Here is a 25,417-nt window from a genome sequence, read left to right on the forward strand (position 1 = left end):
CGACCCAGCGCGGGGCAAGCCCGCTCACCACATAGTCCTGCTCAGCAAATAGTCCTGCTAACCACAAAGTCCTACTCAGCACATAGTCAGTCCTGCTCACCACAAAGTCCTACTCAGCACACATTTTCGCATCCACCTGAAGCTGTTCAGCGACCGAGATAAACCTCGATCACCCGCTCATTTTCCTGCACCTGTTCCAGCGACCCTTCGGCCAGCACACTGCCCTGGTGCAACACCGTCACATGGTCGGCAATCGAGCCGACAAAGCCCATGTCGTGCTCCACCACCATCAACGAATGCTTGCCCGCCAGGCGCTTGAACAGTTCGGCAGTAAATTCGGTTTCGGCGTCGGTCATGCCCGCCACCGGTTCGTCCAGCAGCAACAGTTGCGGGTCTTGCATCAGCAGCATGCCGATTTCCAGGAACTGCTTCTGGCCGTGGGACAACAATCCGGCGGGGCGATGCACCGAGGCAGTGAGGCGGATGGTATCGAGCACTTCATCAATCCGGTCTTTCTGCTCGCCACTCAAGCGTGCACGCAAGCTGGCCCACACCGACTTGTCGGTCTTCTGCGCCAGCTCCAGGTTTTCGAACACGCTCAAGGCTTCGAACACCGTTGGCTTCTGGAACTTGCGGCCGATACCGGCCTGGGCGATTTGCACTTCGCTCATGCTGGTCAGGTCCAGGGTTTCGCCGAACCAGGCATTGCCATGGCTGGGCCGGGTCTTGCCGGTGATCACGTCCATCATCGTGGTCTTGCCCGCGCCGTTGGGGCCGATGATGCAGCGCAGTTCACCGACGCCGATGTAGAGATTCAAGTCGTTGAGGGCCTTGAAACCATCGAAGCTGACGCTGATGTCTTCCAGGGTCAGGATGGTGCCATGGCGGGTGTTGAGGCCCTTGCCCGCGGCCTGGCCGATGCCGATGGCATCGCGGCCGCTGCCCGCGTCAAAAATAGGTTCGAGCATGACGTTCCTCATTTCTTCAGCAAGCCGATAACGCCCTTGGGCAGGTACAGGGTGACGATGATGAACAGCGCCCCGAGGAAGAACAGCCAGTATTCCGGAAAGGCCACGGTGAACCAGCTCTTCATGCCATTGACCACACCGGCGCCGAGCAGCGGGCCGATCAAGGTGCCGCGCCCGCCCAAGGCCACCCACACGGCGGCTTCGATGGAGTTGGTCGGCGACATTTCACTCGGGTTGATGATGCCCACTTGTGGCACGTACAAGGCGCCGGCCAAACCGCACAGCACCGCACTCAACACCCACACAAACAGCTTGAAACCACGCGGGTCGTAGCCACAGAACATCAGGCGGTTCTCCGCGTCGCGCAGGGCGGTCAGCACCCGGCCGAACTTGCTCTGGGCCAGGCGCCAGCCGATGTACAGGCTGGCGACCAACAGCAGCACCGTGGCCAGGAACAACGCTGCCCGTGTGCCCGGCTCGGTAATGCCAAAACCCAAGATGCTGCGAAAGTTGGTAAAGCCGTTATTGCCGCCGAACCCGGTTTCGTTGCGAAAGAACAACAGCATCCCGGCGAAGGTCAGGGCCTGGGTCATGATCGAGAAATACACGCCCTTGATCCGCGAACGGAAGGCGAAGAAACCGAACACCAAAGCGAGCACACCCGGCGCCAATACCACCAGGCACAGCGCCCAGAGGAAGTGATCGGTGCCAGCCCAATACCAGGGCAATTCGGTCCACGACAGGAAGGTCATGAACGCCGGCAGCTCATCGCCGGACGCCTGGCGCATCAGGTACATGCCCATTGCATAACCGCCGAGGGCGAAGAACAAACCGTGACCGAGGGACAGCATCCCGGCGTAACCCCACACCAGATCCAGGGCCAGGGCGACGATGGCGTAGCAGAGGATCTTGCCCACCAGCGTCAGGGTGTAGGCCGAGACATGCAGCGGGTTTTCCGGCGAGAGCAGCGAGCACAGCGGCAAGGCCAGCAGCAGGATCAGGATGATCACACCGGTGGCAATCGTCGCCTTGGGGCCGGCCTTTTGCGCGGCCGTAAGCATCAATGGCTGGTTCATCAGTCGATCACCCGTCCTTTCAGTGCGAAGAGTCCTTGCGGGCGTTTCTGGATAAACAGAATGATCAGCGCGAGGATCAGGATCTTGCCGAGCACGGCGCCGATCTGCGGTTCCAGAATCTTGTTGGCGATACCCAGGCCGAAGGCCGCCGTGACGCTACCGGCCAACTGGCCGACACCGCCCAATACCACCACCAGGAACGAGTCGATGATGTAGCTCTGGCCCAAGTCCGGGCCAACGTTGCCGATCTGGCTCAGCGCGACGCCGCCTAACCCGGCGATGCCCGAGCCCAGGCCAAAGGCGAGCATGTCCACGCGCCCGGTGGGCACGCCGCAGCAGGCGGCCATGTTGCGGTTCTGGGTGACGGCGCGCACGTTGAGGCCCAGGCGCGTCTTGTTCAGCAGCAGCCAAGTGAGCACAACGACAAACAGTGCGAAGGCGATGATCACGATGCGGTTGTAAGGCAGCACCAGGTTGGGCAGCACTTGGATACCGCCGGACAACCATTCAGGGTTGGCCACTTCGACGTTCTGCGCGCCGAACACCAGGCGCACGGCCTGGATCAGCATCAGGCTGATGCCCCAGGTGGCGAGCAGGGTTTCCAATGGCCGGCCGTACAGGTGACGAATCACCGTGCGCTCGAGGGCCATGCCGATCGCGGCGGTGACGAAAAACGCCACCGGCAGCGCGATCAGCGGGTAGAACTCGATGGCCGCAGGCACGTAGCGCTGCATCAGCAGTTGCACCACGTAGGTGGAATAGGCGCCGAGCATCAGCATCTCGCCGTGGGCCATGTTGATCACGCCGAGCAGGCCGAAGGTGATCGCCAGCCCCAGGGCCGCGAGCAGCAGGATCGAGCCCAGGGACATGCCGCTGAAGGCCTGGCCGAGGATTTCGCCAAACATCAATTTGCGTTTGACCTGGGCCAGGCTGGTTTCGGCGGCGGTGTGCACGGCGGCATCGGTTTCGACGCCAGGTGCGAGCAAGGCTTCAAGGCGCGTGCGGGCCAGCGGGTCGCCGGTGCTGCCGAGCAAGCGCACGGCAGCCAGGCGCACGGCCGGGTCGGTGTCGACCAGTTGCAGGTTGGCCAGGGCCAGGCTCAGGGCAGTGTGCACGCCTTCGTCGGTTTCGGCGGCAACTTGCTGGTCGAGGAATTTGAGCTGCGCAGGTTGCGCGGTTTTTTGCAGCGTTTGCGCAGCCGCCAAGCGCACCTTGGGGTCGGCGGCGAGCAGTTGCTGGCTGGCTTGCACGTTATCGATCAAGCCGCGCAGGCGGTTGTTCAGGCGCACGGTTTTGGTTTCGCCATTGACTGTAATCTGACCTTGTTGCAGGGCGTCCACCAACTCGATGCGCGCCGGGTCAGGCTTTGCAGCCCAGTCCTGGAGGAGCTTGGCTTGTTGCGTCGGGTTGGCGGCCTGGAAGTCTTCGGCGTCGCTGGCGTGTGCGGCCAGGGGCAGCAACAGCAGCAGCATCAGGAAGTAGCGTGTGAGGGCAGTGGGCATAAACAAATGTCCTGATCATGCGTGGACAGTGTGGGAGGGGGCTTGCCCCCGATAGCAGAGTGTCAGGTGATACTTCTGTCACTGACTCACCGCCATCGGGGGCAAGCCCCCTCCCACATTTGACTTGTGGTAGGGCTTTAGTTGCTCTTCACAGCGTGATCCGGTTTTTTGTCATTGCCAGGAATGTACGGGCTCCACGGCTGGGCGCGGATCGGCTCCTGGGTCTGCCACACCACCGAGAACTGCCCGTCCGCCTGGATCTCACCGATCATCACCGGCTTGTGCAGGTGGTGGTTGGTCTTATCCATGGTCAGGGTAAAGCCGGACGGCGCGGCGAAGGTCTGGCCGGCCAGGGCTTCACGTACTTTGTCGACGTCGGTGGACTTGGCTTTCTCTGCTGCCTGGGCCCACATATGGATGCCCACATAGGTGGCTTCCATCGGGTCGTTTGTCACGGCTTTGTCCGCGCCCGGCAGGTTGTGTTTCTTGGCGTAGGCTTTCCAGTCTGCGACGAATTTCTGGTTGACCGGGTTCTCCACCGACTGGAAGTAGTTCCACGCGGCGAGGTTGCCCACCAACGGCTTGGTGTCGATGCCGCGCAGTTCTTCTTCGCCCACGGAGAACGCCACGACCGGTACGTCGGTGGCTTTCAGGCCCTGGTTGGCCAGCTCCTTGTAGAACGGCACGTTGGAGTCGCCATTCACGGTGGAGATCACAGCGGTCTTGCCGCCGGCGGAGAATTTTTTGATGTTGGCAACGATGGTCTGGTAGTCGGCGTGGCCGAACGGGGTGTAGACCTCTTCGATGTCTTTATCTGCTACGCCTTTGGAATGCAGGAACGAGCGCAGGATCTTGTTGGTGGTGCGCGGGTACACGTAGTCGGTGCCCAGCAGGAAGAAGCGCTTGGCGCTGCCGCCTTCTTCGCTCATCAGGTATTCCACCGCCGGGATCGCTTGCTGGTTCGGCGCCGCACCGGTGTAGAACACGTTGGGCGACATCTCTTCACCTTCGTATTGCACCGGGTAGAACAGCAGGCCATTGAGTTCTTCGAACACTGGCAACACCGATTTACGCGACACCGACGTCCAGCAACCGAACACCACCGCGACCTTGTCCTGGGTCAGCAACTGGCGGCCTTTTTCAGCGAACAGCGGCCAGTTCGAGGCTGGGTCCACGACCACCGGTTCAAGCATCTTGCCGTTCACCCCACCCTTTGCGTTGATCTCGTCGATGGTCATCAGCGCCATGTCCTTGAGGGACGTTTCCGAGATGGCCATGGTCCCGGACAGCGAATGCAGGATGCCGACCTTAATGGTCTCGGCGGCCTGGATAGTCCAGGTCATGCCCATGGCGGCAATGGATGCCGACAGGGTGAAAGCCTTGATCAAGCTGCGACGCTTCATGGTGCGGTCTCCATAGGTCAATGTTGTTATGGGGGAGCAATTGCAAGGGCTGTGCCTATCAGTGCCGTCGCGATGCATTCACGCGTGCTTGACGTTTTGCCCAGGATTTCGCGCACCAGATCGGGGCTTTGAGCCGGATGATGTGCGCGCTGGCGCACGCTAACGGTGCGGGCTAACTACTTACCGCTCGACGCCTTCCCAGAGGTACAAGAATGGCCGCCAACACTCAGTCAAAAGGAATGTGTATGGCTATTCGATTATCACGCCAGGAACGCGCTGCCGGTGCCGGGAGGGGAGCGTCGCGCTTGCCGCCGTTAAGCCCGGCGTTTGTGCATGAGGCCGACGCCGCCTACTGGGCCCATCGGAAAATCGGCGACCGCCGTGATCGCGAGTACGGCGGCGTCATCCTGAAAAACCCCGCCGGTAAATACTTCGCCACCGATCCGGTGCCAGGGGATGGCATGCAGTTCGATCTGCTCAACGTTCTGGGCATCAGCGCCGAAGGTTATTACCAGCAACCCAGGGGCTACACCTGCGTCGCCAGTTACCATTCGCACCCGGCCCAGCACGCGTTGATCCGCGAGCGCAATCCGTCGTTCGACGAGCGAATGGCCAAGGCGTTTCTCGGTTTTTTTTCAGGTTCGGACTTCAGCCACGATGTGGATGATCGCGAATTCTTTCCGGCGGCGTATCTATCGGGGCCGGACGGCTCACTGATTCGCTACGCGCCCAGCGGTTCGTCCCCGGAGCGCAGCTTCGCACTGTGGCTGCGGGCGGGAAAACCGGCCGGCAGTCGGGTGGGGGTGTATGGGCCCTTCAATGAGTTTGTGAAAAAGGTCTCCACGCTGGGCGAGCTGAGCCTGATTGTGCCTACTGCACTGTGGGGCGGTTCTTTCGGTAAGGTGCCGGCGAACTGGGTGGTGTTCGAACCCTTCAGTTCCTCCACGTTGACCGAGTTGCCCTTGTTTACCGCCGTCTTCGATCAAGCTACCAAGGCCATTCGCTCGGCCCTCGCCGGCGGTGGTGCTGGCGGCGTGTTGCTCAAGGCTCGCGACAAGGAGGCCTATATCGCCACTGTCGGTAGGACCCTCGACCCTCACCAGCCTTTCTTGCGGCAACTGTTCCCCAGTCGCGAGGGCAAGTTCGCATTGCCCGCCGATTATGGGGTAGCGGGTTTCTACCTGGGGCCAACGCCACCGGCAACCGTGCTCCCCGTCCAGGAGCCAGAGCTCTACCAGGCATTCTTCGCGCCACGGGCGCTGGCGCTCGGCATCTACCAGGCGCACACGCTGGAGACGGTGGATCAAGCCTTGGGCGTGTCGATTTATTACCGTACCCAGGGGCGAGCGTTGCTCAAATACCGCTGCTCCCTGACCAGTGCCGAAGCGGCACTGTTCAAGGTTGAGGCGGATGGCTCTGTCGTGGATGACGGTTTGGACTCCGCGCTGTTGAGCGGCCAGATGAGCCCGCGCGACTTTGTACGGCGGGTGGCGAGCACCGGGCAACTGAGCGTGGAGCAGACCAGCGCATTGTGGAGTGTGGCCGGTGTCGTCGATGAGAACTGGGTGCCGGACAAGACCGTTACACAGCCCACATCTACCACCACGCCGGGCTCCGGCGGCACATCGGTGACGCTGCCCGCATTGAGCCCGGCCTTTATTCATGCCGATGACGCAGCGTTGTGGGCGCACCGGCGTATTGGTGCACGGCGTGATCGTGAGTACGGCGGTGTGATTCTGCGCAACCTGCAAGGGTATTTTTTTGCCACAGAGCCGGTCAGTGGTCAGGGGATTGAGTTTGACATCCGCGACGTCCTCGGCACCCGCGAGGATGGCAGTTTCTTGCCGATTGCCGGTTACCGCCGCGCCGGGCTTTATCATTCCCATCCGGCGGATTACGAACAGGTTGCCAGTGCCAACCCGAAGATGTCCGAGCATCAGGTGAAGGCCTATCTGAATTTCTTTTCTCCATGGGATGCCGCTGGGGATATCACCTATCAGCACAACTTTGCATTGTCTTACCTGTCGGGTCCCGATGATTCTCTGGTGCGCTATCGCCCCAGTGGGTCGTTCGCCGAGGCGCAATACGCCAAGTGGATTTTGGGCAAGGTCAGTGAGGCAGCGTGGGGCACGGATGGCTCGATAGAAGGTCACTTTAAAAAAATGCTCGCGGTGGGTGAGTTGAGCTTTGTCACCAGCAACCCGTTGTGGGGCGGCTCTCGGGGGGGGGTTCCGCAGAGCTGGCAGCCCTATCAGGCGTTCGCTGCGCCAGCGCCGGGGTTGTTGCCGCTGTTGTCCCACGTCTGCGCCACGGTCAGCGATGCCATTCAAGCGGGCGTGGCGCTCGGCACCGGCTCCAGGACGTCCTGGCGCCTTGGGCTGGTGCTCAAGCGCGATGGCAAGGATGAATTCGTCGCGACCCAGGCCCACCTCCTCGACGAGCCACGCTTTTATGTGAGCCACCTGTTATCGACGGATGCGGACGGCAATTACCTGCTGCCGGACGAGCATCACATTGTTGGTTTTTACTGCGACCCTCCTGCCGAACGCGGCCGCGTGGCGGTGAACCAACCCTGGTTGTACCGCAGCTTTTTTCCGCCGTTGGGTTTGGGGAGCGCGGCTCAGCAGGCTGGTCTTATCGCTAACCTGCAGGTGCCGGATCAGCCGCTTGGGCTCTATCAGCAAACCGCAGATGGTGCGCTGTTGAGCTACCGATTTAACTTCTCGCCTGCAGAAGTCGAACGCTTCGGCAGCAGCCCTGAGGCCGATAACGCGCTGCTCACAGGCAGCCTCACACCCCAGGACTATGTCCGGCAGGTCGCGGCCGTCGGTGAGCTGACCGTGCTCGCCACCAACCGAATGTGGGACCGCGCGGGTGTGGTTACCGCAGCGTGGCGACCGTTTACCGATGTCCCGGAGGTAACAGTGGGGCCGGCCTTCATTCAGCCCGATGACGCTGCGCGCTGGGCACACAACCAGATCGGCACACGGCGTGACAAAGAGTATGGCGGGCTCATTCTCAAACGCGGCAACCGCTACTTCGCCACGCATCCGGCCAGCGGTGAGCAGGTGCTGTTCGATTTCAGCACGATCCTGGCAGTGGACGATGAGGGCAACTTTATCGCGCCCCATCCTTACGAGTGCCATGCGCTCTACCATTCCCACCCCGCCGACGAAGGCTCGATAAGACAATTCAACCCCGGTTTCACGGCGGATCAGGTTGAGCTGTTCAACAGTTTTTATTCCAACGCCGACCAGGTGTTTGTCATCACCCATCGTAACTTTGCGCGCGTGCATTACCTGTCTGGGACGGTCAACTCGCTGCTCAAATATGTGAGCAGCGGCTCGGCCGAGGAGACAAGCCTCAAGGCTCAACTGACAGGCACCGAGCCGGTCGTGCCATTCTCCGCGTTCGAAGGCGCTGTGTGGCGGTTGGCGAAAGCCGGCGAGTTACACGTGCTGGTACCCTCGCCCGTGTGGGGCGGTGTACGCGGCAAGGTGCCTCAGGACTGGACCTTGCGCAGTCCAGTCAGCAGCGACGGGGTTGCGCAGGCACAACCGTTCTTCACCCCGATCGTCAGTACCGCGCAAGCGGCGGTGTTGGTGGCCTTGAGCTTTTCGGCGGGTTTGCCCCGGACCGGCTATCAGGGGGTTGTCCTCAAGCACCTGACGGCTTCGACCTATGTCGCCACCGAACCCACGGCCCTGGGCGCTGCGTTGACCGGGCTGTTCCCGGTACGCAACAACGGCCAGCCCCGGCTGCCCTCCAATCACCGCGTGGTGGGCTTCTTTTATTCCCCGGCGCCTTTGGCCGACACGCCGTTACCCGCCACGGAACCTTGGCTGTACAAGCGTTTCGTCAGCCCTCAACTGCTGGTCACGGCGATGAATCAGGCGGCCGCCACGAAGAGCCTGCAGATTGCCGAGATGGGCTTGAAGCTGTTTTTGCACACCGACGACGGGGCGCTGTTGCAATGGCAAGCGCCCGAAGCCAAGGCGGCCACTGAACTGTTCAATGTGGCCATTGACGGCACGGTGACGGATAACGGTAACCAGGCAGCGTTGATGGACGGTTCGTTGTCTCCCCGGGCGTTTGTGCGTCGCGTTATTCGTGCGGGCGAGCTGACGGTACGCCAGACAGGCCAGCTTTGGACCGAGCGAGGGGTGGTGTATGACAGTGAAGTCCTGCCATTGGGTACGGCCAAGCGTGATAGCGTCGATGCAACCTTCCTGAGTGCCGACGATGCCGCGCGGCACGCCCACGAGCGCATCGGCATACGGCGTGATGCGGGGTATGGCGGCTACATCCTGCGGCGTCCCGACCAGCGCTTCACGTTCACCGAACCGGTACGTTTCCAGGGCAATGGCTTTGCCGCAGACTTGCTGCTGTCATCGTCCGACAATGGGTTAGTCGTACCGCCCGCCGAGCATGTCATTTGTGGGCGCTACAGTTCCCATCCACCGCTGTCCCAAGCTGACCTGGAACGTTGGCGCCGCCTGGGTTGGACACTGACCGATCTTGAGATCACCGTCACGATGTTCGCCGATCAGGAAATCCGTTCGGTGATCCAGTCCGGGCTTCCGGCGTACTTGAGCGGAACGCCCAACAACCTGATCTGTTACATCCCCAGCGGCTCACAAAAGGAAGCGTTGGTACTGGCCAATACCCGTCAAACGCCGGGGGTTGATAGCTACCGTCTTCGCCTGGAACGCGGTGCGCTCAAATCGCAAGATATCGTGATCCGCCTGGCGGACGCAGGCGAACTGCGGGTGCTCAGCCATACACGGTTGTGGGGGCCGCGCCTGCGAGTCTATGACGACTGGACGCCAAATTTTGAATACGCCCAGGTAGCCCCGCAAACGCCGTCGTTGAGCGCCATTTTCACCACCCTGGACGCTGCGGCGATCAATGCCCATAAGCGTGGCCATGGGCGCAGCCTGGAGGCTCAGGGGTATACGGCTTACTTGCTCAAGCACCCGCAAAAAAATGAATACGTGGTCAGCGAGCTGGCGCCGCAGGCGTCTGAGGGGCGGTTAAGTAACGCATCGCTCGGCGCGCCTTATCTTGAAGGAGGGGATTTCGCTCATGGTTTCGTGGTGGCCGGGATGCTCTATTCCCAGCAATGGTTGCCCAGCGGCGTGAGTTCTTCTGAAGCCTGGCTGACCCGCTTTTTCGCGACTCCGCAATTGCTGCAACGGGCCGAGAAAGATGCCCGTCATTTGCTGGGCGCGGATACCGGCGACGTGTTACCGGTTTATCTGTCGACGCTTGAGGGCGCGCTATTGCGCTATCAGCCGGCCAAGACCTCGCTGTTCAGTGGCGGCGAGAATGGCGGCGAAGTCAGCGTGCAGGGGATGAGCCTGCGCAGCGGCACTTTGGATATTCGCCGCTATGTGACGTTGATGGCGCAAACCGGTGATTTGACGGTGCTGTACTCCAGTCAATGCTGGGACCGCCGGGGCGCGGTGAGCAAGGAATCTTCGCGCTGGCGACCCTACGCCCACTTTATTCGCCGCCGTCTGGGGCCAGTGTTCAACGAGCAGGATGACGCGGCGCGGTATGCCCATTCTCGCCTTCAGGCTGTCAATGGACGGCGGCTGTTCGGCGGCCTGATTCTCCAGCGTCCTGACGGCCTGTTCGTTGCCACTGAACCGGTCAGCGTGCCGCGCGAAGACTTCGAGCACACCTGGATTTTCCCTGATGAGATGGTAGCGGTTGGCGGCTTTCCCGCGGCCCACACCCTGGTGGCGCGCTACCGCTCAAGCCCTGGGCGCGAACTGCCGTTTACCCTGGATGCCACGCAACGCGACATCTACCGCACTATGCTCTCGACCCGGGTGATCAGTGCTGTGCTGACCACTGCCCATGCCAGCTTGAGCCGTGAGTACCTGTTCGGCGCCGACGGCAGCATTATCAGTTACAGCCGCAGCAACTCGTTGTTGGAAGCGACGTTGAAAGACGATTTGGCGCCCCTGAATCTGGTGCGGGAGGACCGCCTGGAGAACACGCTTGAGCAACAGATCCGCGCAGGAGAGCTCACGCCAGAAGCGTTTGTACTGCGCTTGAGCAAGGCGGGGCGCTTGCGCGTTGTGGAAGGCAGCGAGGTCTGGGGGCCGCCGCGTTTACTTCAGGGGTTTGTTCCCAAAGCGTTTCGCTTGCCTGGGGCTCAGATCGAAAACGCCTTGGCGGATCCTGCCTTCAGTCCGGTGTTTGCCCAGGAGCGGGCGGCTGTGCGTTATGCCCATGAACGCTGTCAGTACGGGCCCGCGTTGCAGTTCGGCTACGTGTTCAAGGACGCGCGCAAAGAGCAGTACATGGTGACGATGCCGCTGGTGCGTAGCAGTTATTGGAAGTTCGAGCAGGTGTTTCCAAGCGGCCTGCTGCCCCAGGGTTATGTCCTGGAAGGTATCTATCTATGTGCGGCCCTTGAAACACTGACACCGGGGCACGACCCCCATGCGCAAATGATTCATTCGCCCATGGTCATCGACAATGGCATTCGCTTCGCCCGCCATGGTGTGAAGGGCAAGCAGCTATCGCTGTACCTGTCCTGCCCGGAGGGGGCGTTGCTCAGGTATCAATACCTGCAAACGGACGAGGCGCTGGACGATCGCAGCCATTTCCCGACGCTTCGCCAGCAACTGCACGAGGGCAAGATCACGCTGCTTGACTATGTGCATGAGCTGGCTGGACTCGGCAACCTTGATGTCCTGGTCGAGGGATCGGTCTGGGCGGGTACGCGACGAATCACGCCCGGCTGGCATCCGGGAACGGGAGAAGGATTCTTCGATTACCCGATGGGTTGCGGTCCGTTGTTTTCCCACCCAGACGATGCCGCCCGCTACGTTCAACGTCGGCTGTCGGCAATCCAGGGCCATAACTATGTCGCCGCGGTCCTGGCCAACCCGAACGACTCATCGTTCATCACCACCTTGCCGCTGTGGCCGGGGCTGGATGCGACGCGCCTGTTCCGCCTGTTTTACACCGGGCCTTCGGGGCCTGTGCAGCCGATGTCGCCGCCAGCGAGCGGGCCGGTACCTTACCCGGATTTTCCGGACTTGTACCGGGTGGTGGGTGCGCAGTTGGCCTACCGGGACACGGCGCCCGTCGAGAGTGCGGCGTCCGAGGATGATTCGCTGAACAGCAACTTTATCGAATCGACATTCCTGGCTTATTTCATCCGCATTCTCAAGGCTCAGTCACGCTCTACGACGAACTTTTACCTGATGACTCGGGGGGGCGCGCTGTTGAAATACGTGTTGGGGCTTTCATCCCCGGAAAATGAGCTGATGACGTCTGCGGCCAGTCTCACGTCTGTTGAGTTTTTCAGGCGATTGGCTGGAGTCGGTCAACTGTCGGTACTCGATCGGGATGGCTACTGGCATAACGAGGGGCTGATTTCCGAGGTGCTAAAGGACCGTCGCAAAGAGGTGGGAACCGACGAACCCTTGGTCGACGAACCGCTTCAACTGCGTGACCGTGATGAGCTGTAACCCTGTGCTCAGCGCGTGTGCATCAGGCCGCTGGCAAGGTACTGGGTGATCGGTCGTTTGTTTTGCTTGGAGGGTTGCTCGCCGCGATGAGCGGCGAGCAACGATGACGCAGAACGTGTGATGAGCTAGCGCTTATCCGCTGCGGGACAAGAGTCGCGCAAGGCTAAAGAAGGCCTCTGTCTTGGGTCCTCGCCGGGTTCATGCAGAACCTGGGGCGGACTCACGCGGGCCAAAAAAACGCGACAGCACCAGACGATCCAAGGCCCATACGACGATCAGCGAAGCGCCCACCAACGGGAAAATGATCGCCAGCCCAAGCATGATCACCATCGCGGTTTTCCACTTCGGCAGGTCGTGGCGCAACGGCGGCACCCCCAGGCCGCCCTGGGGCCTGCGCTTCCACCAGATCACCACGCCACTGACGGCGCTCAGCAAAATCATCAGGCAGATCACCAGCACGATCAGTTGGTTGACCCAGCCGAACATCTTGCCTTCGTGCAGCATCACGCCGGTCTCGGTGGTCCGCGCTACCCAGTTGTAGTGCTCCCAGCGCACATCGGCGAGGACTTTGCCGGTGTATTGGTCCACATGCAGAGTGGCGTCGTTGCGCGGGTCGTTGGCGAACACCGCGACGGTGAACACGCCGGTGGCGGTGGTGGGGAAGGTGATGCTGTAGCCTGGCTCGACCTTGCGTGCGGAGGCCAAATCCACCACCTGTTGCAGGCGGATGGTCGGCGCGGCCGGGCCTGCGTGCATGGCGCCGTGGTTCATGTGTTCGGCGTGGTCGCCGGACATGGGCATCGGCGTATTTTCCATGGCCCAGGGCACGGTCTGTTGGGTCGCAGTGTTGAGCACTCGCGCCTGCTGGTCGGACTGCGGCACGTTGTTCCACATCGCCGCTGGGAAGGTATTCCACAGCCCCGCGTACTGCTTGCCCCAGAAGCCTGTCCACGTCATGCCGCTGAGCAGCATCACCAGCAAAAATGCCGCGCCCCAGAACCCGGCGACCGCATGCAGGTCGCGCCAGAACACCCGGCCGCGACTGCCCAGGCGTGGCCACAGCACCCCCGCTGAAGACTTGCCACGCGGCCACCACAGATACACACCGGACACGACCAACATCACGCCCCACCCGGCGGCGAGTTCTATGAGGCGGTCGCCGGTAGTGCCGATCATCAGTTCACCGTGCAGTGCACGGGCGATGGCTTGCAGGTTGTAGGTTGCGTCCTGCTCACCGAGTACGGTGCCGCGATAAGGGTCGACGAACACCGTCACTTCGCGACCCTCGTTGTGCATCACAAACTGCGCGCTGCTGGTGGCGTCGGCCGGCGGCAGGTATTTGCTGATCGCGCCTTTGGGGTAAGCGCGTTGGGCGCGCATCAATTGTTCGTCGGCGCTCAAGGCGTGTTCGGCTGCGGGTACGGTCAGCAGGTTGCCGTACATCAGCGGGTCGAGTTGGGGTTTGAACAGGTAGATGATGCCGGTCACGGCCAGCAGCACCATGAAGGGGGCGACAAAGAGGCCAGCGTAGAAATGCCAGCGCCAGGCCAGGTTGTAGAAAGAGATTTTTTGAGTCTTCATCAGGTAGTGCTCCGCAAGGCTATAGATCTTAGGTGTGGGGCTGCCAGGCAACCCCGCTGTCGGTAAGGCCGACTCCTACTGCGGTGCTTTAGAAACTCATGTCGATTTTAGTCCAGAGGGTTCGCCCCGGCTCCTTGATGGCTTGCGGGTCGTTGGCCGGGTAGCCGAAGCCGGCATTGCCCGCGAGGTTCAAATGCTCGGCGTAGGCCTTGCCGAACAGGTTGTCGACGCCGGTGCTGACCTTGACGTTTTTTGTGATGCGATAGGCGCCGTTCAGCGAGAACACGCCAAAGCCGCTGCTCTTGTCGTAGTCCTTGCCGACCACGTTGCCCTTGTTCTGATCGATACGGTTCTGCGCGGCGACCACTCGCCACAGCGCGCCCGCACTCCAGTCGTCTTCGCTGTAGGTCAGGCCCACGCGTGCATCCAGGGGCGGCATTTGTGGCAGGGCCTTGCCGTCGCTGCTGTTCTTGCCCCAGGCGTAGGCGAGGGTCGCGTCGGCTTTCCAATGACGGGTCAGCTTGTACGCCGCGCCCACTTCACCGCCCATGATGCGAGCATCGACGTTGCGGGCCTGGGAGGTGGTGCCCATCATGCCTGGCCGGTAGTCGAACAGGATGAAGTCACGCACTTGCCCGATGTAGCCAGAAGCCCAGGCTTCAAGGTCGTCTGCTTTGTATTGCGCGCCGAAGTCGAGTTGGGTGGTCTTCTCCGGTTTCACGCCGTCGAAGGCATTCACCGAACCGACCGCGCCGGTGTTGGGAGAGAATAACTCCCAGTAATCCGGGAAGCGTTGCGAGTGGCCCAGGCCGGCGTAGAGGGTGGTGGGGCTGTCGGCCAGGTCGTGCTCGTAGCGCACAAAGCCCGAGGGCAGGGTATCGGCGCGGGTGTCGTCGGCGGTCGGGTTGGCGCGTGCACTCATCCCGGAGCCGGTGGTTTGCCGGAAGTCCTTGGCCGAGGCGCGGTCCAGACGTGCGCCGGTGATCAGTCGATCGCGGTCGGCGGCGTACCAGGTCAGTTCGCCGAACACGCCGTAGTTGTGGAAGTTGGCGTCCTTGACCTTGGGCAACTCTTTGTAGGTGTCGATGCCCATGCTGCTGCGTTGGCGGTGTTCATTGGTCTGCGCATCCAGGCCGCCGATCAACTGCAGATCGGCCCAGCGCCAAGTGGCCTTGATCCGCGCACCGAGGGTTCGACGGTCAACGTTGGAGGCCATCGGCCCGGCCATCATCCCGGTGCCCGACGGCGTGCGCAGGCTGTAGTTGTCCATCACATGGTCGGCGTAGTTGTAGTAGACCTGTGCCTCGACCTTATCCAGCACCTCACCGATATTGGACTTCTCGAAACGTAGCCCGAGGCTTTCGCGCAGGAACTGTGAACCGTCCATGCCGCGTCCGGCGTAGCGCGCCTCGCCGTCGCCACGCCCTGCGGTGAGTTCCAGCAGGGTGTCGGCGTCGGGGGTGAAACCCACGGCCACGTCGCCGTTCCACTTGTCGTAGCGCGAAGCAACGGTGTCGTGGTTGCCGTCTTTGTAATCGTCGGCATGGGCCTGGTTGCCGATCACCCGCACATAGCCCAGAGGCCCACCGGCAGCGGCATCGATGACCTTGTCGAAACGCCCATTGGAGCCTGCCAGCACACTCGCGTTGAGCCGTGTGCCCAATTCGCCGAAGTGCTCGGGCTCGCGGTCGAACAAGATGGTACCGGCCGAGGCGCCTGGCCCCCAGAGTACGGTTTGCGGGCCTTTGATCACCGTGAGGGTGTCGTAGGTTTCCGGGGAAATATACGAAGTGGGTGCGTCCATGCGGCCTGGGCAGGCGCCGAGCATCATGCTGCCGTTGGTGAGGATATTCAGGCGCGAGCCGAACATGCCACGCAGCACCGGGTCGCCATTGGTGCCGCCATTGCGCACCAGGGCGAAGCCGGGAATGGTCTTGAGGTAGTCGCCACCATCGCTGGCGGGCACCGGTTGGCGCGGGTCTTTCGGGTTCGTGACTACGGTCAGGGGGGAGCTGGGCGCAATCGCGGTGATCACAGTGGGGCTCAGTTCATGTTCATGCTCTTCGGCATGGGCCTGAGGCGTCAGCAGGGCGCCGCATAAAACGGCGAGCACAGGGGTACATCCCAAACGGGTGTCAGCAGAAAACCTGGACATGACAAATTCCATCAATCAATCGTAAACAACACGGCCAGCAGCCTGCGGCTGTCTGTCTAAAGTCGGCCGGGGTGAAGTAACGGTGCTTAGGGTTTACGAGGCGATGGGCGGCGCACGGCTGCGGGCGCCGGGGAAGATGCTCTGCCGGGCATGACCCAGGCGCGTAGCGGGGGTGAGCGCATTGGCCGGCGGCGGAGTGTTGAGGGTGACGTAGGAGACGCTGCCGGGCAGGGCGGGGCAACTGAACAGCAGGTCGCAGTAACCGCACTTGGCCCAGAGCGCGTGATGTTCGTCGGGGGCTTTAGGGTGATGGGATTCGCCATGCTCGCCCGGCATGTCCATGGACATGCTCATTGGCATCGACATCGACATACCGGCGTGATGATCCATCGGCATCGCTTGGGAAATCAGCGGACCGATAAAGATCATCAGCATGGCAAACAGGCTGATCCAACTGCCGCGCTTCACGCGGTGGTGTGGAGAGAGCCTGGCGCGAGGGGCGCCCATCGAGTGTTGGCCTATTGAGCGTGCTTATGCTCGTGGCCGGCCATCGGCGGTACTTTCTGTACGGAGACTTCCACCTCGACCTTGCCGGCTTTTTCAAAGGTCAGGATCAGGGGGAATTGCTTGCCATCGGCCAACAGGCTGCGGTCTTTGAGACCCAGCAGCATCACGTGATAGGCCATGGGCGCGAAGGTCAGGTCACCTTTGGCTGGCACGGTGACGCTCGGTACTTGTTGCATCTTCATCAAGTCACCCTGCATCACATGCTCATGCAACTCGGCCTTCTCGGCCACCGGCGTGGCGACGCCGACCAGGCGATCCGGCTCAGCACCGGTGTTGTGAATCACGAAATACGCAGCGACGGTGGGTGCATTGGGTGGCAATTCCTGGGACCAGGGATCGCTGACCAGCAAGTCGCCGGCTTTGTAGTCCTCGGCATTGGCGGCACTGAACACCGGCAGCAACAACGCGGCCAGAAGCAGGGAAGATTTGAGCATGGCAGTTCTCCAGAACGGTTCTAAACGCAGTTCACTTGCGAAGACAATCAGACCGTTGGAGACGCGCGGGGGTTGAGGCTCGGCCATTGCTGGCGCGGGGTGGGTTGCTGGGGCGAAGACGACGGCAGATTCTGGAACGCATCGAACCGCGTGACATACAACTGGGGCACATGCCCTGGCAAGGCCACCAACGGCGCCGAACCTGAGCAACACCAGCAATGCTGCATGGTGGAGTGATCATCCTGCTGCGGCGCCGGAGTCTCCAGTTTGCCCAGGGCGATGGTCTTGAGACTCGCACCATTGGAAGAACAGAAACTGCCCCAGAGCAATTGCTTGACCGGGTCATCCGCCTGCTGCATCGCACTGGCCATCGGCATGGCAAACGCATTGAACAGCACTGCAAGGCAGGCGATCCAGGCAATTGCAAAGCGTTGACGGGCCATGGCGGACAATCCGTAGGGTTAAACGATCAGGCGGGTATTTAGCCTGATCGGTGGGGATAAGTAAAAAGCGGTGGTGTGGTTTGGTGTCGCAGTGCTATCAGATCGCTGTGGCGTGAAGCTTGAGGCCCAAAGCCTTCATGACTTTCATGATAGTCGCGAACTCGGGATTGCCATTGCTGGAGAGGGCTTTGTATAGACTTTCTCTTCCGAGGCCGGCGTCGCGGGCTACTTGGGTCATGCCTTGGGCGCGGGCGATATCGTTGAGCGCTGAACGAATTAGCAAGCCATCTCCGGCGTCCTCCTCGAAACAAGCTTCAAGATATTCGGCCATGTCACCAGGGGTCTTAAGGTGCTCTGCTACATCAAAGTCGGTAAATTCAGTCATGGGTCACTCCCTTTTCAAAGTCTTCTGCCATTTGCTTCGCACGCTGGATGTCACGTTTCTGCGTTGATTTGTCGTCCCCTATCAACGCGGGCGCTGGTGCAAAACCGCGAGGGGGAGGTTAGGGCGGGGGCTTTTGGCTGAGCCAGCCAACTGGTGCGGAAGTGTTTGTAGGGGGATTCGCCCTTAGGCGGTGAGGCCTGATTGCTGGCCGTTCAGCTGGTTGTTCGTATAAACAGAAATTTCCGACAAGCCTTTGAGGTTGTCCCTAGGACGCTTGATCTCTAGTCTCCGCGCACCGCTGCAAACGCAGCGGACGGGCGTCGCGGCCCGGGTTCCTATGGACGCTGAGCGTCATCGTCTGCTTTCAGTTGGCGCTTTTTTATCGTCTACTGTGCGGCGCAATGGTGGCTGTGCGCGGGATACCTTCGGGTATGCCGGGTTGCCTTAGGACCGGTCCGCGAACCTGCGTACAGCTGCCACCCTATCGCGTCGCGGCGAATCAGTGGCAGCTCCACTTTCCTAAGGAGCTTCACAATGATCAAGCCCACCCCAAATCCCCCCGTCCGGCTCTTCACCGTGGCCGATGGCATCAGCACCGAAGACCTGTTGGTCAACCTCAGCGAAACACTCGCCTCGGCTAACGCGCTGAGTTGTGACTTGGCGTTTGATCTGGAAGGTCGAAAACGAGAGGAGTTGCTGGGCGTTGCGCAGTTGATTGAGCTGGCGCAGTTGTTGGCTGATCGTGTACACAGCGGCGTTGGGCAGGTGTCCGCCGCAAGCAGCTAACAATGCAGTTCAAAATGTGGGAGGGGGCTTGCTCCCGATTGCGGTGTGTCAGTCACTGATTTATTGGCTGATCTACTGCAATCGGGAGCAAGCCCCCTCCCACATTTGAACTTCGGTGTTCAAGGCGAGTGGATTGCCTGCAGTGCCGCCGCCACCGTTGGGAACTCCCGGTCCACCGCCGCCAATACCGGCCGCTTCAACACCAACACTGGCACTCCACGCTCGCGCGCCACTTCCAGCTTGGGCTCGGTGGCCGTGCTGCCACTGTTCTTGCTGATCAGCACATCAATCCCACGCCGTTCAAACAACACCCGCTCGTCTTCAATCAAAAACGGTCCACGGGCACCGATCACTTCACACCGCTCATTGCCCGGATACACATCCAGCGCGCGCAGCGTCCAGAACTGGTCGGCGGGGATTTCATCAAGATGCTGCAACGGCTCGCGGCCCAAAGTGAACAGCGGGCGCTTGAAGGGTTTCAACGCCGTAATCAACTCGGCCCAGTCACTCACCTCACGCCAATCGTCACCGGCCTGCGGTTGCCACGCCGGGCGACGTAATGCCCAGCACGGCACACCGCACACCTTTGCCGCCTCGGCGGCATTGCGGCTGATCTGCGCCGCATACGGATGGGTCGCGTCGAGGATCAGGCTGATCTGTTCGTCGCGAACAAATTGCGCTAATCCTTCGGCGCCGCCATAACCGCCGACACGCACTTGGCAGGTGAGATCCGTTGGCACACGGCCCACGCCCGCCAGGCTGTAAATATGCTCCGGGCCCAACGTGCGAGCGATGGCGAGCGCTTCGGTCACGCCACCCAACAGCAGAATCCGTTTCATCGCGGCTTGACCACTTCCAGCAGGGTGATCGGAAGCGCCTGCCGCCACGTATCGAATTCACCCAGCGGCTGGGCCTGAGCGACGTGGATGCGCGTCAGTTCGCCGCCATGTTGAGCGCGCCAGTTCATCAGGGTCATTTCACTTTGCAGGGTCACGGCGTTGGCGACGAGCCGACCGCCGGGGCGCAGGTGTTGCCAGCAGGTGTCGAGCACGCCGTCGCGGGTGACACCGCCGCCGATGAAGATGGCGTCCGGTGCCTCCAGACCATGCAAGGCGTCCGGCGCTTTGCCGCGAATCAGTTGCAGACCGGGCACGCCGAGGGCGTCGCGGTTGTGTTCTATCAGGCCCTGGCGGCCTGCGTCGGCTTCAATCGCCAATGCGCGGCAGCTTGGGTGAGCGCGCATCCATTCGATACCGATGGAGCCGCTGCCCGCGCCCACGTCCCACAGCAGTTCGCCGGGCATCGGGGCGAGGCGGGCGAGGGTCATGGCGCGCACATCGCGTTTGGTCAGTTGGCCGTCGTGGTGGAAGGCGGAATCGGGCAGGCCAGCGAGGCGCGACAGACGCGGTGTGTCGCTGCAGGCCAGGCAGTCGATGGCGATCAGGTTCAAATCAGCGACGCGCGCGTGTTGCCAATCATCAGCCAAGCCATCGATGCGCCGCTCGTCGACACCGCCCAGGTGTTCAAACACGCTCAACCGGCTGGGCCCAAACCCGGACTCAGCCAGCAACGAAGCAATCAACGCAGGACTGCTGCCGTCATTGCTCAACACCAGCAACCGCACCCCCGTGGCCAGATGCGCATTGATCGCCGCCAACGGCCGGGCCACCACGGATAACGTCACCACTTCCTGCAACGGCCAGCCCAGCCGCGCTGCCGCCAACGACACCGACGACGGCGCCGGTAAAATCAGCAGTTCTTCAGCCGCGACCTGCCGCGCCAGACTGGCCCCCACGCCATAGAACATCGGATCGCCGCTGGCCAGCACACACACAGGCGTACCGCGCTGCGTCAGCACCGGCTCAAGGGAAAACGGGCTCGGCCACACTTGGCGCTCGCCGCGAATACACACCGGCAACAGGTCCAACTGGCGCTGAGCACCTATAATCCGCGTGGCGCGCAGCAGGGCATGCCGGGCATTTCTGCCCAGGCCCTTGAAGCCGTCTTCACCGATGCCTACAACCGTCAGCCAGGGCGACATATCCATTCCTTGAGCGACATCCGACGGGCAGGCTTTTCATGCCGCCGGACAAAGCAGGCATAATACCGCGCCTTTACCTGTGAACCGGTAGCCCCGTGAACCCAACGCCCGCTCTGAATACCTTGCGCCCCTCGGCTTGTCCGGGGTTGCTGCGTATCGTCCAGGCCTTGGATGGCGGTATCTGCCGGATCAAATTGGCCGGTGGTTCGATCACTTCAGCACAAGCCGACGCTGTGGCGGATGCCGCCCAGGCCTATGCCGGCGGGGTGATCGAGGCGACCAACCGCGCCAATCTGCAAATACGCGGGATCGGCGCCGAGCAGGATGCGCTGATTGCCACGCTGCTGGCCGCAGGCCTCGGCCCGAGCAACGCCGCCGGTGACGATGTGCGCAATCTGATGCTCAGCCCCAGCGCCGGCATCGACCCGCAGATGCTGTTCGACACCCGCCCGCTGGCCGAGCAGATCCTCGCCACCCTGCAAAACCACCCGCGTTTCCATGAGTTGTCGGCCAAGTTCGCCGTGCAGTTGGATGGCGGTGAGGATCTGGCGATGCTCGAACATCATCACGATCTGTGGCTGTCGGCGTTCCTACGCGATGGCGAGACGCTGCTCGCGTTCGGTCTGGCCGGCTGTCCGGGCCTGGATGCGCCATTGGCAGCTGTGCCATTGGATCAGGGCCACGCGCTGGTGGTGGCCGTGCTGGAAGCCTTTCTCGACCTGGCCACCCCAGAACAAACACGCATGCGCCATTTGCCTGTGGATAACTTACTGAGCCATCTGCGCCTGCCGCTGCTGCCGATCGATGGCTTCAAACGCCCGCCCAGTGGCGCTTTACTGCACCTTGGCACTTATCCACAGCCTCAAAAAAATCAGTTCTATGTCGCTGCTATCGCGCCCTTGGGTCGCCTGGATTCGACGATGCTCAAGGGCGCCGCACAACTCGCCCGCGACTATGGCGACGGCACCTTGCGCTTCACCCCCTGGCAAGGCGTGCTGTTGCCCAACGTCGAAAAACCTCACGCCGTGACCGAGCGCTTGGCGCAGTTGGGCTTTCTTTGCACCATCGACCAACCGCTGGCGCGCCTGACCGCCTGCACCGGTTCCAGCGGCTGCGCCAAGGCCCTGGCCGATACCAAGGCCGATGCCCTGCAACTGGCTGCGCAGCAACTCGACCATGACGTGCACCTGACCGGCTGCCCGCGCTCCTGCGCCGCCGCGCACACTGCGCCGGTCACTTTGCTGGCGGTGAGCCCCGGCCACTACGACCTCTATTTTCGCGATGCAGCCCACCCAGGTTTCGGCCGGCTGCACGCGCGCACTCTTTCCATTGAAGCGGCGAGCGCCCTGTTGCGCGCTCGTCCACGGAGCAACATCGATGATTGATTACATCCGCGACGGTCAGGAGATCTATCGCAACTCCTTCGCCATTATTCGCGCGGAAGCCAAGTTGGACCGTATCCCGGCTGATTTGGAAAAACTCGCGGTGCGGGTGATTCATGCCTGCGGCATGGTCGACGCCATCGACGGCCTGCAATTCTCCGAAGGCGCCGGCAAGGCCGGGCGCGATGCGCTGGCCGCTGGCGCGCCGATTCTGTGTGATGCGCGGATGGTCTCCGAAGGCGTGACCCGCGCGCGCCTGCCGGCCAACAACGAGGTGATCTGCACCCTACGCGATGACAGCGTGCCGCAACTGGCGCGCGAGCTGGGCAACACCCGCTCCGCCGCTGCCCTGGAACTGTGGCGCCCGCACCTGGAAGGCAGTGTGGTGGTGATCGGCAACGCGCCGACCGCGTTGTTCTACCTGCTGGAAATGCTCGACGCCGGCGCACCGAAACCGGCGTTGATCCTCGGTTTCCCCGTGGGTTTTGTCGGTGCTGCCGAATCCAAGGCGATGCTGGCCGCTGACAGTCGTGGTGTGCCGTTCGTGATCATGCAAGGCCGCCTGGGCGGCAGCGCCATGGCCGCTGCGGCGGTCAATGCACTCGCCACGGAGGTCGAATAATGCAGGCACGCGGACGTTTGATCGGCCTGGGCGTCGGCCCCGGCGACCCGGAGCTGATCACCCTCAAGGCCCTGCGCCTGCTGCGTGAATCGCCAGTGGTGGCGTACTTCGTCGCCAAGGGCAAGAAGGGCAACGCGTTCGGCATCATCGAGGACCACTTGGTGCCGCAACAGACCCTGATGCCGCTGGTGTACCCGGTGACCACCGAGGCACTGCCGGCGCCGCTGTCCTACGAGCAAGTGATCAGCGATTTCTACGACACCGCCAGCATCGACGTGGCCGCGCACCTGGACGCCGGCCGCGATGTGGCGGTGATCTGCGAAGGCGATCCGTTCTTCTACGGCTCCTACATGTACCTGCACGACCGTTTGGCCGAGCGCTACGAAGCGCAGGTCATTCCGGGGGTGTGCTCGATGCTCGGTGGCGCGTCCGTGCTGGGCGCGCCGTTGGTGTACCGCAACCAGAGCCTGTCGGTGCTCTCGGGTGTGCTGCCCCATGAAGACCTCAAGCGCCGCCTGGCGGATGCCGACGCGGCGGTGATCATGAAACTGGGCCGCAACTTCCCCAAGGTGCGCCAAGTGTTGGAAGAACTCGGCCTGGCCGAGCGCGCGTTGTATGTGGAGCGCGCCACCATGGCCAACCAGAAAATCGTGCCACTGGATCAGGTTGACCCGTCGTCCTCACCGTACTTCTCGCTGATCATCGTGCCCGGTGAACGGTGGCAAGGGTGATGAATCCGGCAATTGTCATCCTCGGCCAGGGCAGCCTGGCGACCGCGCGCAAGATCCAGCAGGTGTACCCCGGCGCAGTGATCCACGGCTTGGCCGGACGGGTTGAAGGTGCGGACCAGGCTTACAGCGAATTCGGCGCCACCTTGCGTCAGTTGTATCAGCAAGGCACGCCGCTGATTGCCCTGTGCGCCGCCGGTATCGTGATCCGCACCCTGGCGCCGCTGCTGCTGGAAAAAGGCGAAGAACCTGCCGTGCTGGCCGTGGCGGAAGATGGCAGCGCGGTGGTGCCGTTGCTCGGTGGCCTGGGCGGTGTGAACGTAATGGCGCGGGACATCGCGGCCGCACTCAACGTGGCGGCTGCAATCACCACCAGTGGTGAGCTGCGTTTCGGCACTTGTTTGCTCAACCCGCCTGCGGGTTATGAACTGGCGGATCTGGAGCTGGGCAAGCGCTTCGTGTCCGACCTGCTGGCCGGCGAACGCGTGCGTATCGAAGGCGCGGCGCCGTGGCTGGATCAAGCGAATTTGCCGCAGGACCAGCAAGCCCGTTTGGCGATTCACGTGGGCACTGCCGAGCGCGTGCCGGCGGCCAATGAATTGCTGATCTATCCGAAGACGGTATCTGTCACCTGCAAGCCGGGTGCGGATTTGGCTGCGCGAGTGCGAGGGGCTTTGCATGATGCCGGCATCGCCGTGCAATCCCTGGCGTGCCTGCTGGCCAGCGACACGCAGATGGCCGAGGCGTCGCTGCATGAAGCCGCATCGGCATTGGGAGTGCCGTTGCGTTTCACCAGCGTTATCCAGGATGCCGACATCGTGATTGACGTTGCCGAGCAGCCGTTAGACCTGTCGCGCATTGGCCGCCCGCGTGGCCGCCTTGCCGTGATCGGCCTGGGCCCCGGCGCCGCCGAATTGATGGTGCCGGCGGTGAAAGCCGAACTGGCACGTTGCACCGATGTGCTGGGCTATGAAACCTACGTGCGCATGGCCGGGCCATTTCGCGACGACCAGGTTCAGCACTGCACCGACAATCGCGAAGAAATGCAGCGCGCGCGCCATGCCTTCGAGCTGGCCGCCCAAGGGCGTTCGGTGGTGGTGGTGTCGTCCGGTGACCCTGGCGTGTTCGCCATGGCGGCGGCGGTGATCGAGGCGTTGCACGAGTCCAGCGACCCTGCCTGGCATCAGGTCGACCTGGAGATCCTGCCCGGTGTCTCGGCCTCTCTGGCCACCGCAGCTCAGGCGGGTGCGCCGTTGGGCCATGATTTCTGCGTCATGTCGCTGTCGGACAACCTCAAGCCGTGGTCGATCATCGAGAAGCGCCTGGATCTGGCTTCCCAGGCCGACCTGGCCCTGGCGTTCTATAACCCGATCTCGCGGTCACGCCCGTGGCAGTTGGGCCGCGCCCTGGAAATCGTCGCGCTGCACCGTACGCCGCAAACACCGGTGGTGCTGGGCCGCGATATCGGCCGGCCGGGCCAGACATTGCGTGTCACCACCCTTGGGCAACTCACGCCTGACCAAGTGGACATGCGCACCATGGTGCTGATCGGCTCGTCCACCACCTGCACATTCCCCCGTGCCGGTGGTGGTGAGTGGGTATATACGCCTCGCTGGTACGGCGAAAAACCCGTCTCCTGAAACGGCCTGTTGGCTGCTGGAAAGCTCCGAATGACGCAGTGATTGTCCTGCTGTTGTTCGGGGCTTTTTCTTTTTTACACGAGGAAAAACCGAGCGCTCACGGGGCCACCGCGTGATTGCTGGGGTGGGTTGGTTGGCGTGTCTGGCCAAGGGATGTTTGTCGTATGGAAAGGCCATCGCCCCCTGGACTAGTGTTCAAGCAAGCCCCATG

18 protein-coding genes are annotated in these 25,417 nt (G+C 62.1%); 6 read left to right on the top strand and 12 right to left on the bottom strand.

Annotated elements, in window-relative coordinates; all coding sequences use genetic code 11:
- Positions 1-146: 146 nt before the first annotated feature.
- The 4 genes from urtD to urtA all read right to left on the bottom strand — a co-directional run bounded on the left by urtD (position 147) and on the right by urtA (position 4,949).
- Positions 147-980 carry an urea ABC transporter ATP-binding protein UrtD gene (gene urtD, locus ACEN2T_RS06335; RefSeq protein ID WP_095186045.1) on the bottom strand — a complete coding sequence of 278 codons (834 nt, stop codon included), beginning with the start codon at positions 978-980 and terminating at the stop codon, positions 147-149.
- Positions 977-2,044: an urea ABC transporter permease subunit UrtC gene (gene urtC, locus ACEN2T_RS06340; protein ID WP_032890586.1), complete on the bottom strand. Its 1,068-nt coding sequence runs from the start codon at positions 2,042-2,044 to the stop codon at positions 977-979. The genes urtD and urtC overlap by 4 nt, the downstream gene beginning before the upstream one ends.
- Complete coding sequence (gene urtB, locus ACEN2T_RS06345; protein WP_122753884.1) at positions 2,044-3,546, bottom strand: urea ABC transporter permease subunit UrtB; 1,503 nt, start codon at positions 3,544-3,546, stop codon at positions 2,044-2,046. Before urtB ends, urtC begins: the two co-directional genes overlap by 1 nt.
- A 137-nt stretch (positions 3,547-3,683) precedes the next feature.
- Entirely contained in the window at positions 3,684-4,949 is a 1,266-nt protein-coding gene (gene urtA / locus ACEN2T_RS06350; RefSeq protein WP_032890589.1) for an urea ABC transporter substrate-binding protein, read from the bottom strand.
- Positions 4,950-5,194: 245 nt separating this feature from the next.
- On the opposite strand from urtA, the gene ACEN2T_RS06355 reads away from it, so the two are divergent.
- Complete coding sequence (locus ACEN2T_RS06355; RefSeq protein ID WP_442116464.1) at positions 5,195-12,442, top strand: DUF4329 domain-containing protein; 7,248 nt, start codon at positions 5,195-5,197, stop codon at positions 12,440-12,442.
- Positions 12,443-12,640: 198 nt separating this feature from the next.
- Here the strand turns inward: ACEN2T_RS06355 and ACEN2T_RS06360 are convergent, their stop codons facing one another.
- The 6 genes from ACEN2T_RS06360 to ACEN2T_RS06385 all read right to left on the bottom strand — a co-directional run bounded on the left by ACEN2T_RS06360 (position 12,641) and on the right by ACEN2T_RS06385 (position 18,007).
- On the bottom strand, positions 12,641-14,023 hold the full coding sequence (locus tag ACEN2T_RS06360; RefSeq protein WP_181640310.1) for a PepSY-associated TM helix domain-containing protein: 1,383 nt from the start codon (positions 14,021-14,023) through the stop codon (positions 12,641-12,643).
- Positions 14,024-14,111: 88 nt separating this feature from the next.
- Positions 14,112-16,178, bottom strand: a complete 2,067-nt coding sequence (locus tag ACEN2T_RS06365; protein ID WP_442116465.1) for a TonB-dependent copper receptor — start codon at positions 16,176-16,178, stop codon at positions 14,112-14,114.
- A 93-nt stretch (positions 16,179-16,271) separates the two neighbouring features.
- Positions 16,272-16,685, bottom strand: coding sequence for a DUF2946 domain-containing protein (locus ACEN2T_RS06370; protein ID WP_095186040.1), 414 nt, complete (start codon positions 16,683-16,685; stop codon positions 16,272-16,274).
- 11 nt (positions 16,686-16,696) lie between these two features.
- A complete protein-coding gene (locus tag ACEN2T_RS06375; protein WP_032890598.1) occupies positions 16,697-17,179 on the bottom strand; it encodes a copper chaperone PCu(A)C in 483 nt (160 codons plus the stop codon).
- Between the two features lie 47 nt (positions 17,180-17,226).
- Positions 17,227-17,622: a DUF2946 domain-containing protein gene (locus ACEN2T_RS06380; RefSeq protein WP_442116466.1), complete on the bottom strand. Its 396-nt coding sequence runs from the start codon at positions 17,620-17,622 to the stop codon at positions 17,227-17,229.
- A 97-nt stretch (positions 17,623-17,719) separates the two neighbouring features.
- Positions 17,720-18,007, bottom strand: coding sequence for an addiction module antidote protein (locus ACEN2T_RS06385; protein ID WP_339483295.1), 288 nt, complete (start codon positions 18,005-18,007; stop codon positions 17,720-17,722).
- A 534-nt stretch (positions 18,008-18,541) separates the two neighbouring features.
- On the opposite strand from ACEN2T_RS06385, the gene ACEN2T_RS06390 reads away from it, so the two are divergent.
- Positions 18,542-18,793, top strand: coding sequence for a DUF6124 family protein (locus ACEN2T_RS06390; RefSeq protein WP_032890602.1), 252 nt, complete (start codon positions 18,542-18,544; stop codon positions 18,791-18,793).
- Between the two features lie 119 nt (positions 18,794-18,912).
- Here the strand turns inward: ACEN2T_RS06390 and ACEN2T_RS06395 are convergent, their stop codons facing one another.
- Both ACEN2T_RS06395 and cbiE read right to left on the bottom strand, forming a co-directional pair.
- On the bottom strand, positions 18,913-19,632 hold the full coding sequence (locus ACEN2T_RS06395; RefSeq protein ID WP_122764176.1) for a cobalt-precorrin-6A reductase: 720 nt from the start codon (positions 19,630-19,632) through the stop codon (positions 18,913-18,915).
- Complete coding sequence (gene cbiE / locus ACEN2T_RS06400; protein WP_122756672.1) at positions 19,629-20,834, bottom strand: precorrin-6y C5,15-methyltransferase (decarboxylating) subunit CbiE; 1,206 nt, start codon at positions 20,832-20,834, stop codon at positions 19,629-19,631. The genes ACEN2T_RS06395 and cbiE overlap by 4 nt, the downstream gene beginning before the upstream one ends.
- Positions 20,835-20,929: 95 nt before the next feature.
- On the opposite strand from cbiE, the gene cobG reads away from it, so the two are divergent.
- From cobG to cobJ, 4 genes are read left to right on the top strand one after another with little or no spacing between them, the layout of a single operon-like run.
- Positions 20,930-22,219 (top strand): precorrin-3B synthase, encoded by a 1,290-nt coding sequence (gene cobG, locus ACEN2T_RS06405; protein WP_277422596.1) that lies wholly within the window; start codon positions 20,930-20,932, stop codon positions 22,217-22,219.
- Positions 22,212-22,838, top strand: a complete 627-nt coding sequence (locus tag ACEN2T_RS06410; protein ID WP_032890608.1) for a precorrin-8X methylmutase — start codon at positions 22,212-22,214, stop codon at positions 22,836-22,838. The genes cobG and ACEN2T_RS06410 overlap by 8 nt, the downstream gene beginning before the upstream one ends.
- A complete protein-coding gene (locus ACEN2T_RS06415) occupies positions 22,838-23,569 on the top strand; it encodes a precorrin-2 C(20)-methyltransferase (protein ID WP_032890609.1) in 732 nt (243 codons plus the stop codon). The genes ACEN2T_RS06410 and ACEN2T_RS06415 overlap by 1 nt, the downstream gene beginning before the upstream one ends.
- On the top strand, positions 23,569-25,206 hold the full coding sequence (gene cobJ, locus ACEN2T_RS06420) for a precorrin-3B C(17)-methyltransferase (protein WP_442116467.1): 1,638 nt from the start codon (positions 23,569-23,571) through the stop codon (positions 25,204-25,206). The genes ACEN2T_RS06415 and cobJ overlap by 1 nt, the downstream gene beginning before the upstream one ends.
- Positions 25,207-25,417: the final 211 nt, after the last annotated feature.

Origin of the sequence: Pseudomonas sp. W22_MBD1_FP4 (genome assembly GCF_052113765.1) — a bacterium.
GTDB lineage: Bacteria > Pseudomonadota > Gammaproteobacteria > Pseudomonadales > Pseudomonadaceae > Aquipseudomonas > Aquipseudomonas sivasensis.

What these genes read in the sequence shown, in the direction of transcription:
- urtD (WP_095186045.1), bottom strand. Translation starts at nt 980, where the DNA reads ATGAGGAACGTCATGCTCGAACCTATTTTTGACGCGGGCAGCGGCCGC.
- urtC (WP_032890586.1), bottom strand. Translation starts at nt 2,044, where the DNA reads ATGAACCAGCCATTGATGCTTACGGCCGCGCAAAAGGCCGGCCCCAAG.
- urtB (WP_122753884.1), bottom strand. Translation starts at nt 3,546, where the DNA reads ATGCCCACTGCCCTCACACGCTACTTCCTGATGCTGCTGCTGTTGCTG.
- urtA (WP_032890589.1), bottom strand. Translation starts at nt 4,949, where the DNA reads ATGAAGCGTCGCAGCTTGATCAAGGCTTTCACCCTGTCGGCATCCATT.
- ACEN2T_RS06355 (WP_442116464.1), top strand. Translation starts at nt 5,195, where the DNA reads ATGGCTATTCGATTATCACGCCAGGAACGCGCTGCCGGTGCCGGGAGG.
- ACEN2T_RS06360 (WP_181640310.1), bottom strand. Translation starts at nt 14,023, where the DNA reads ATGAAGACTCAAAAAATCTCTTTCTACAACCTGGCCTGGCGCTGGCAT.
- ACEN2T_RS06365 (WP_442116465.1), bottom strand. Translation starts at nt 16,178, where the DNA reads ATGTCCAGGTTTTCTGCTGACACCCGTTTGGGATGTACCCCTGTGCTC.
- ACEN2T_RS06370 (WP_095186040.1), bottom strand. Translation starts at nt 16,685, where the DNA reads ATGGGCGCCCCTCGCGCCAGGCTCTCTCCACACCACCGCGTGAAGCGC.
- ACEN2T_RS06375 (WP_032890598.1), bottom strand. Translation starts at nt 17,179, where the DNA reads ATGCTCAAATCTTCCCTGCTTCTGGCCGCGTTGTTGCTGCCGGTGTTC.
- ACEN2T_RS06380 (WP_442116466.1), bottom strand. Translation starts at nt 17,622, where the DNA reads ATGGCCCGTCAACGCTTTGCAATTGCCTGGATCGCCTGCCTTGCAGTG.
- ACEN2T_RS06385 (WP_339483295.1), bottom strand. Translation starts at nt 18,007, where the DNA reads ATGACTGAATTTACCGACTTTGATGTAGCAGAGCACCTTAAGACCCCT.
- ACEN2T_RS06390 (WP_032890602.1), top strand. Translation starts at nt 18,542, where the DNA reads ATGATCAAGCCCACCCCAAATCCCCCCGTCCGGCTCTTCACCGTGGCC.
- ACEN2T_RS06395 (WP_122764176.1), bottom strand. Translation starts at nt 19,632, where the DNA reads ATGAAACGGATTCTGCTGTTGGGTGGCGTGACCGAAGCGCTCGCCATC.
- cbiE (WP_122756672.1), bottom strand. Translation starts at nt 20,834, where the DNA reads ATGTCGCCCTGGCTGACGGTTGTAGGCATCGGTGAAGACGGCTTCAAG.
- ACEN2T_RS06410 (WP_032890608.1), top strand. Translation starts at nt 22,212, where the DNA reads ATGATTGATTACATCCGCGACGGTCAGGAGATCTATCGCAACTCCTTC.
- ACEN2T_RS06415 (WP_032890609.1), top strand. Translation starts at nt 22,838, where the DNA reads ATGCAGGCACGCGGACGTTTGATCGGCCTGGGCGTCGGCCCCGGCGAC.
- cobJ (WP_442116467.1), top strand. Translation starts at nt 23,569, where the DNA reads ATGAATCCGGCAATTGTCATCCTCGGCCAGGGCAGCCTGGCGACCGCG.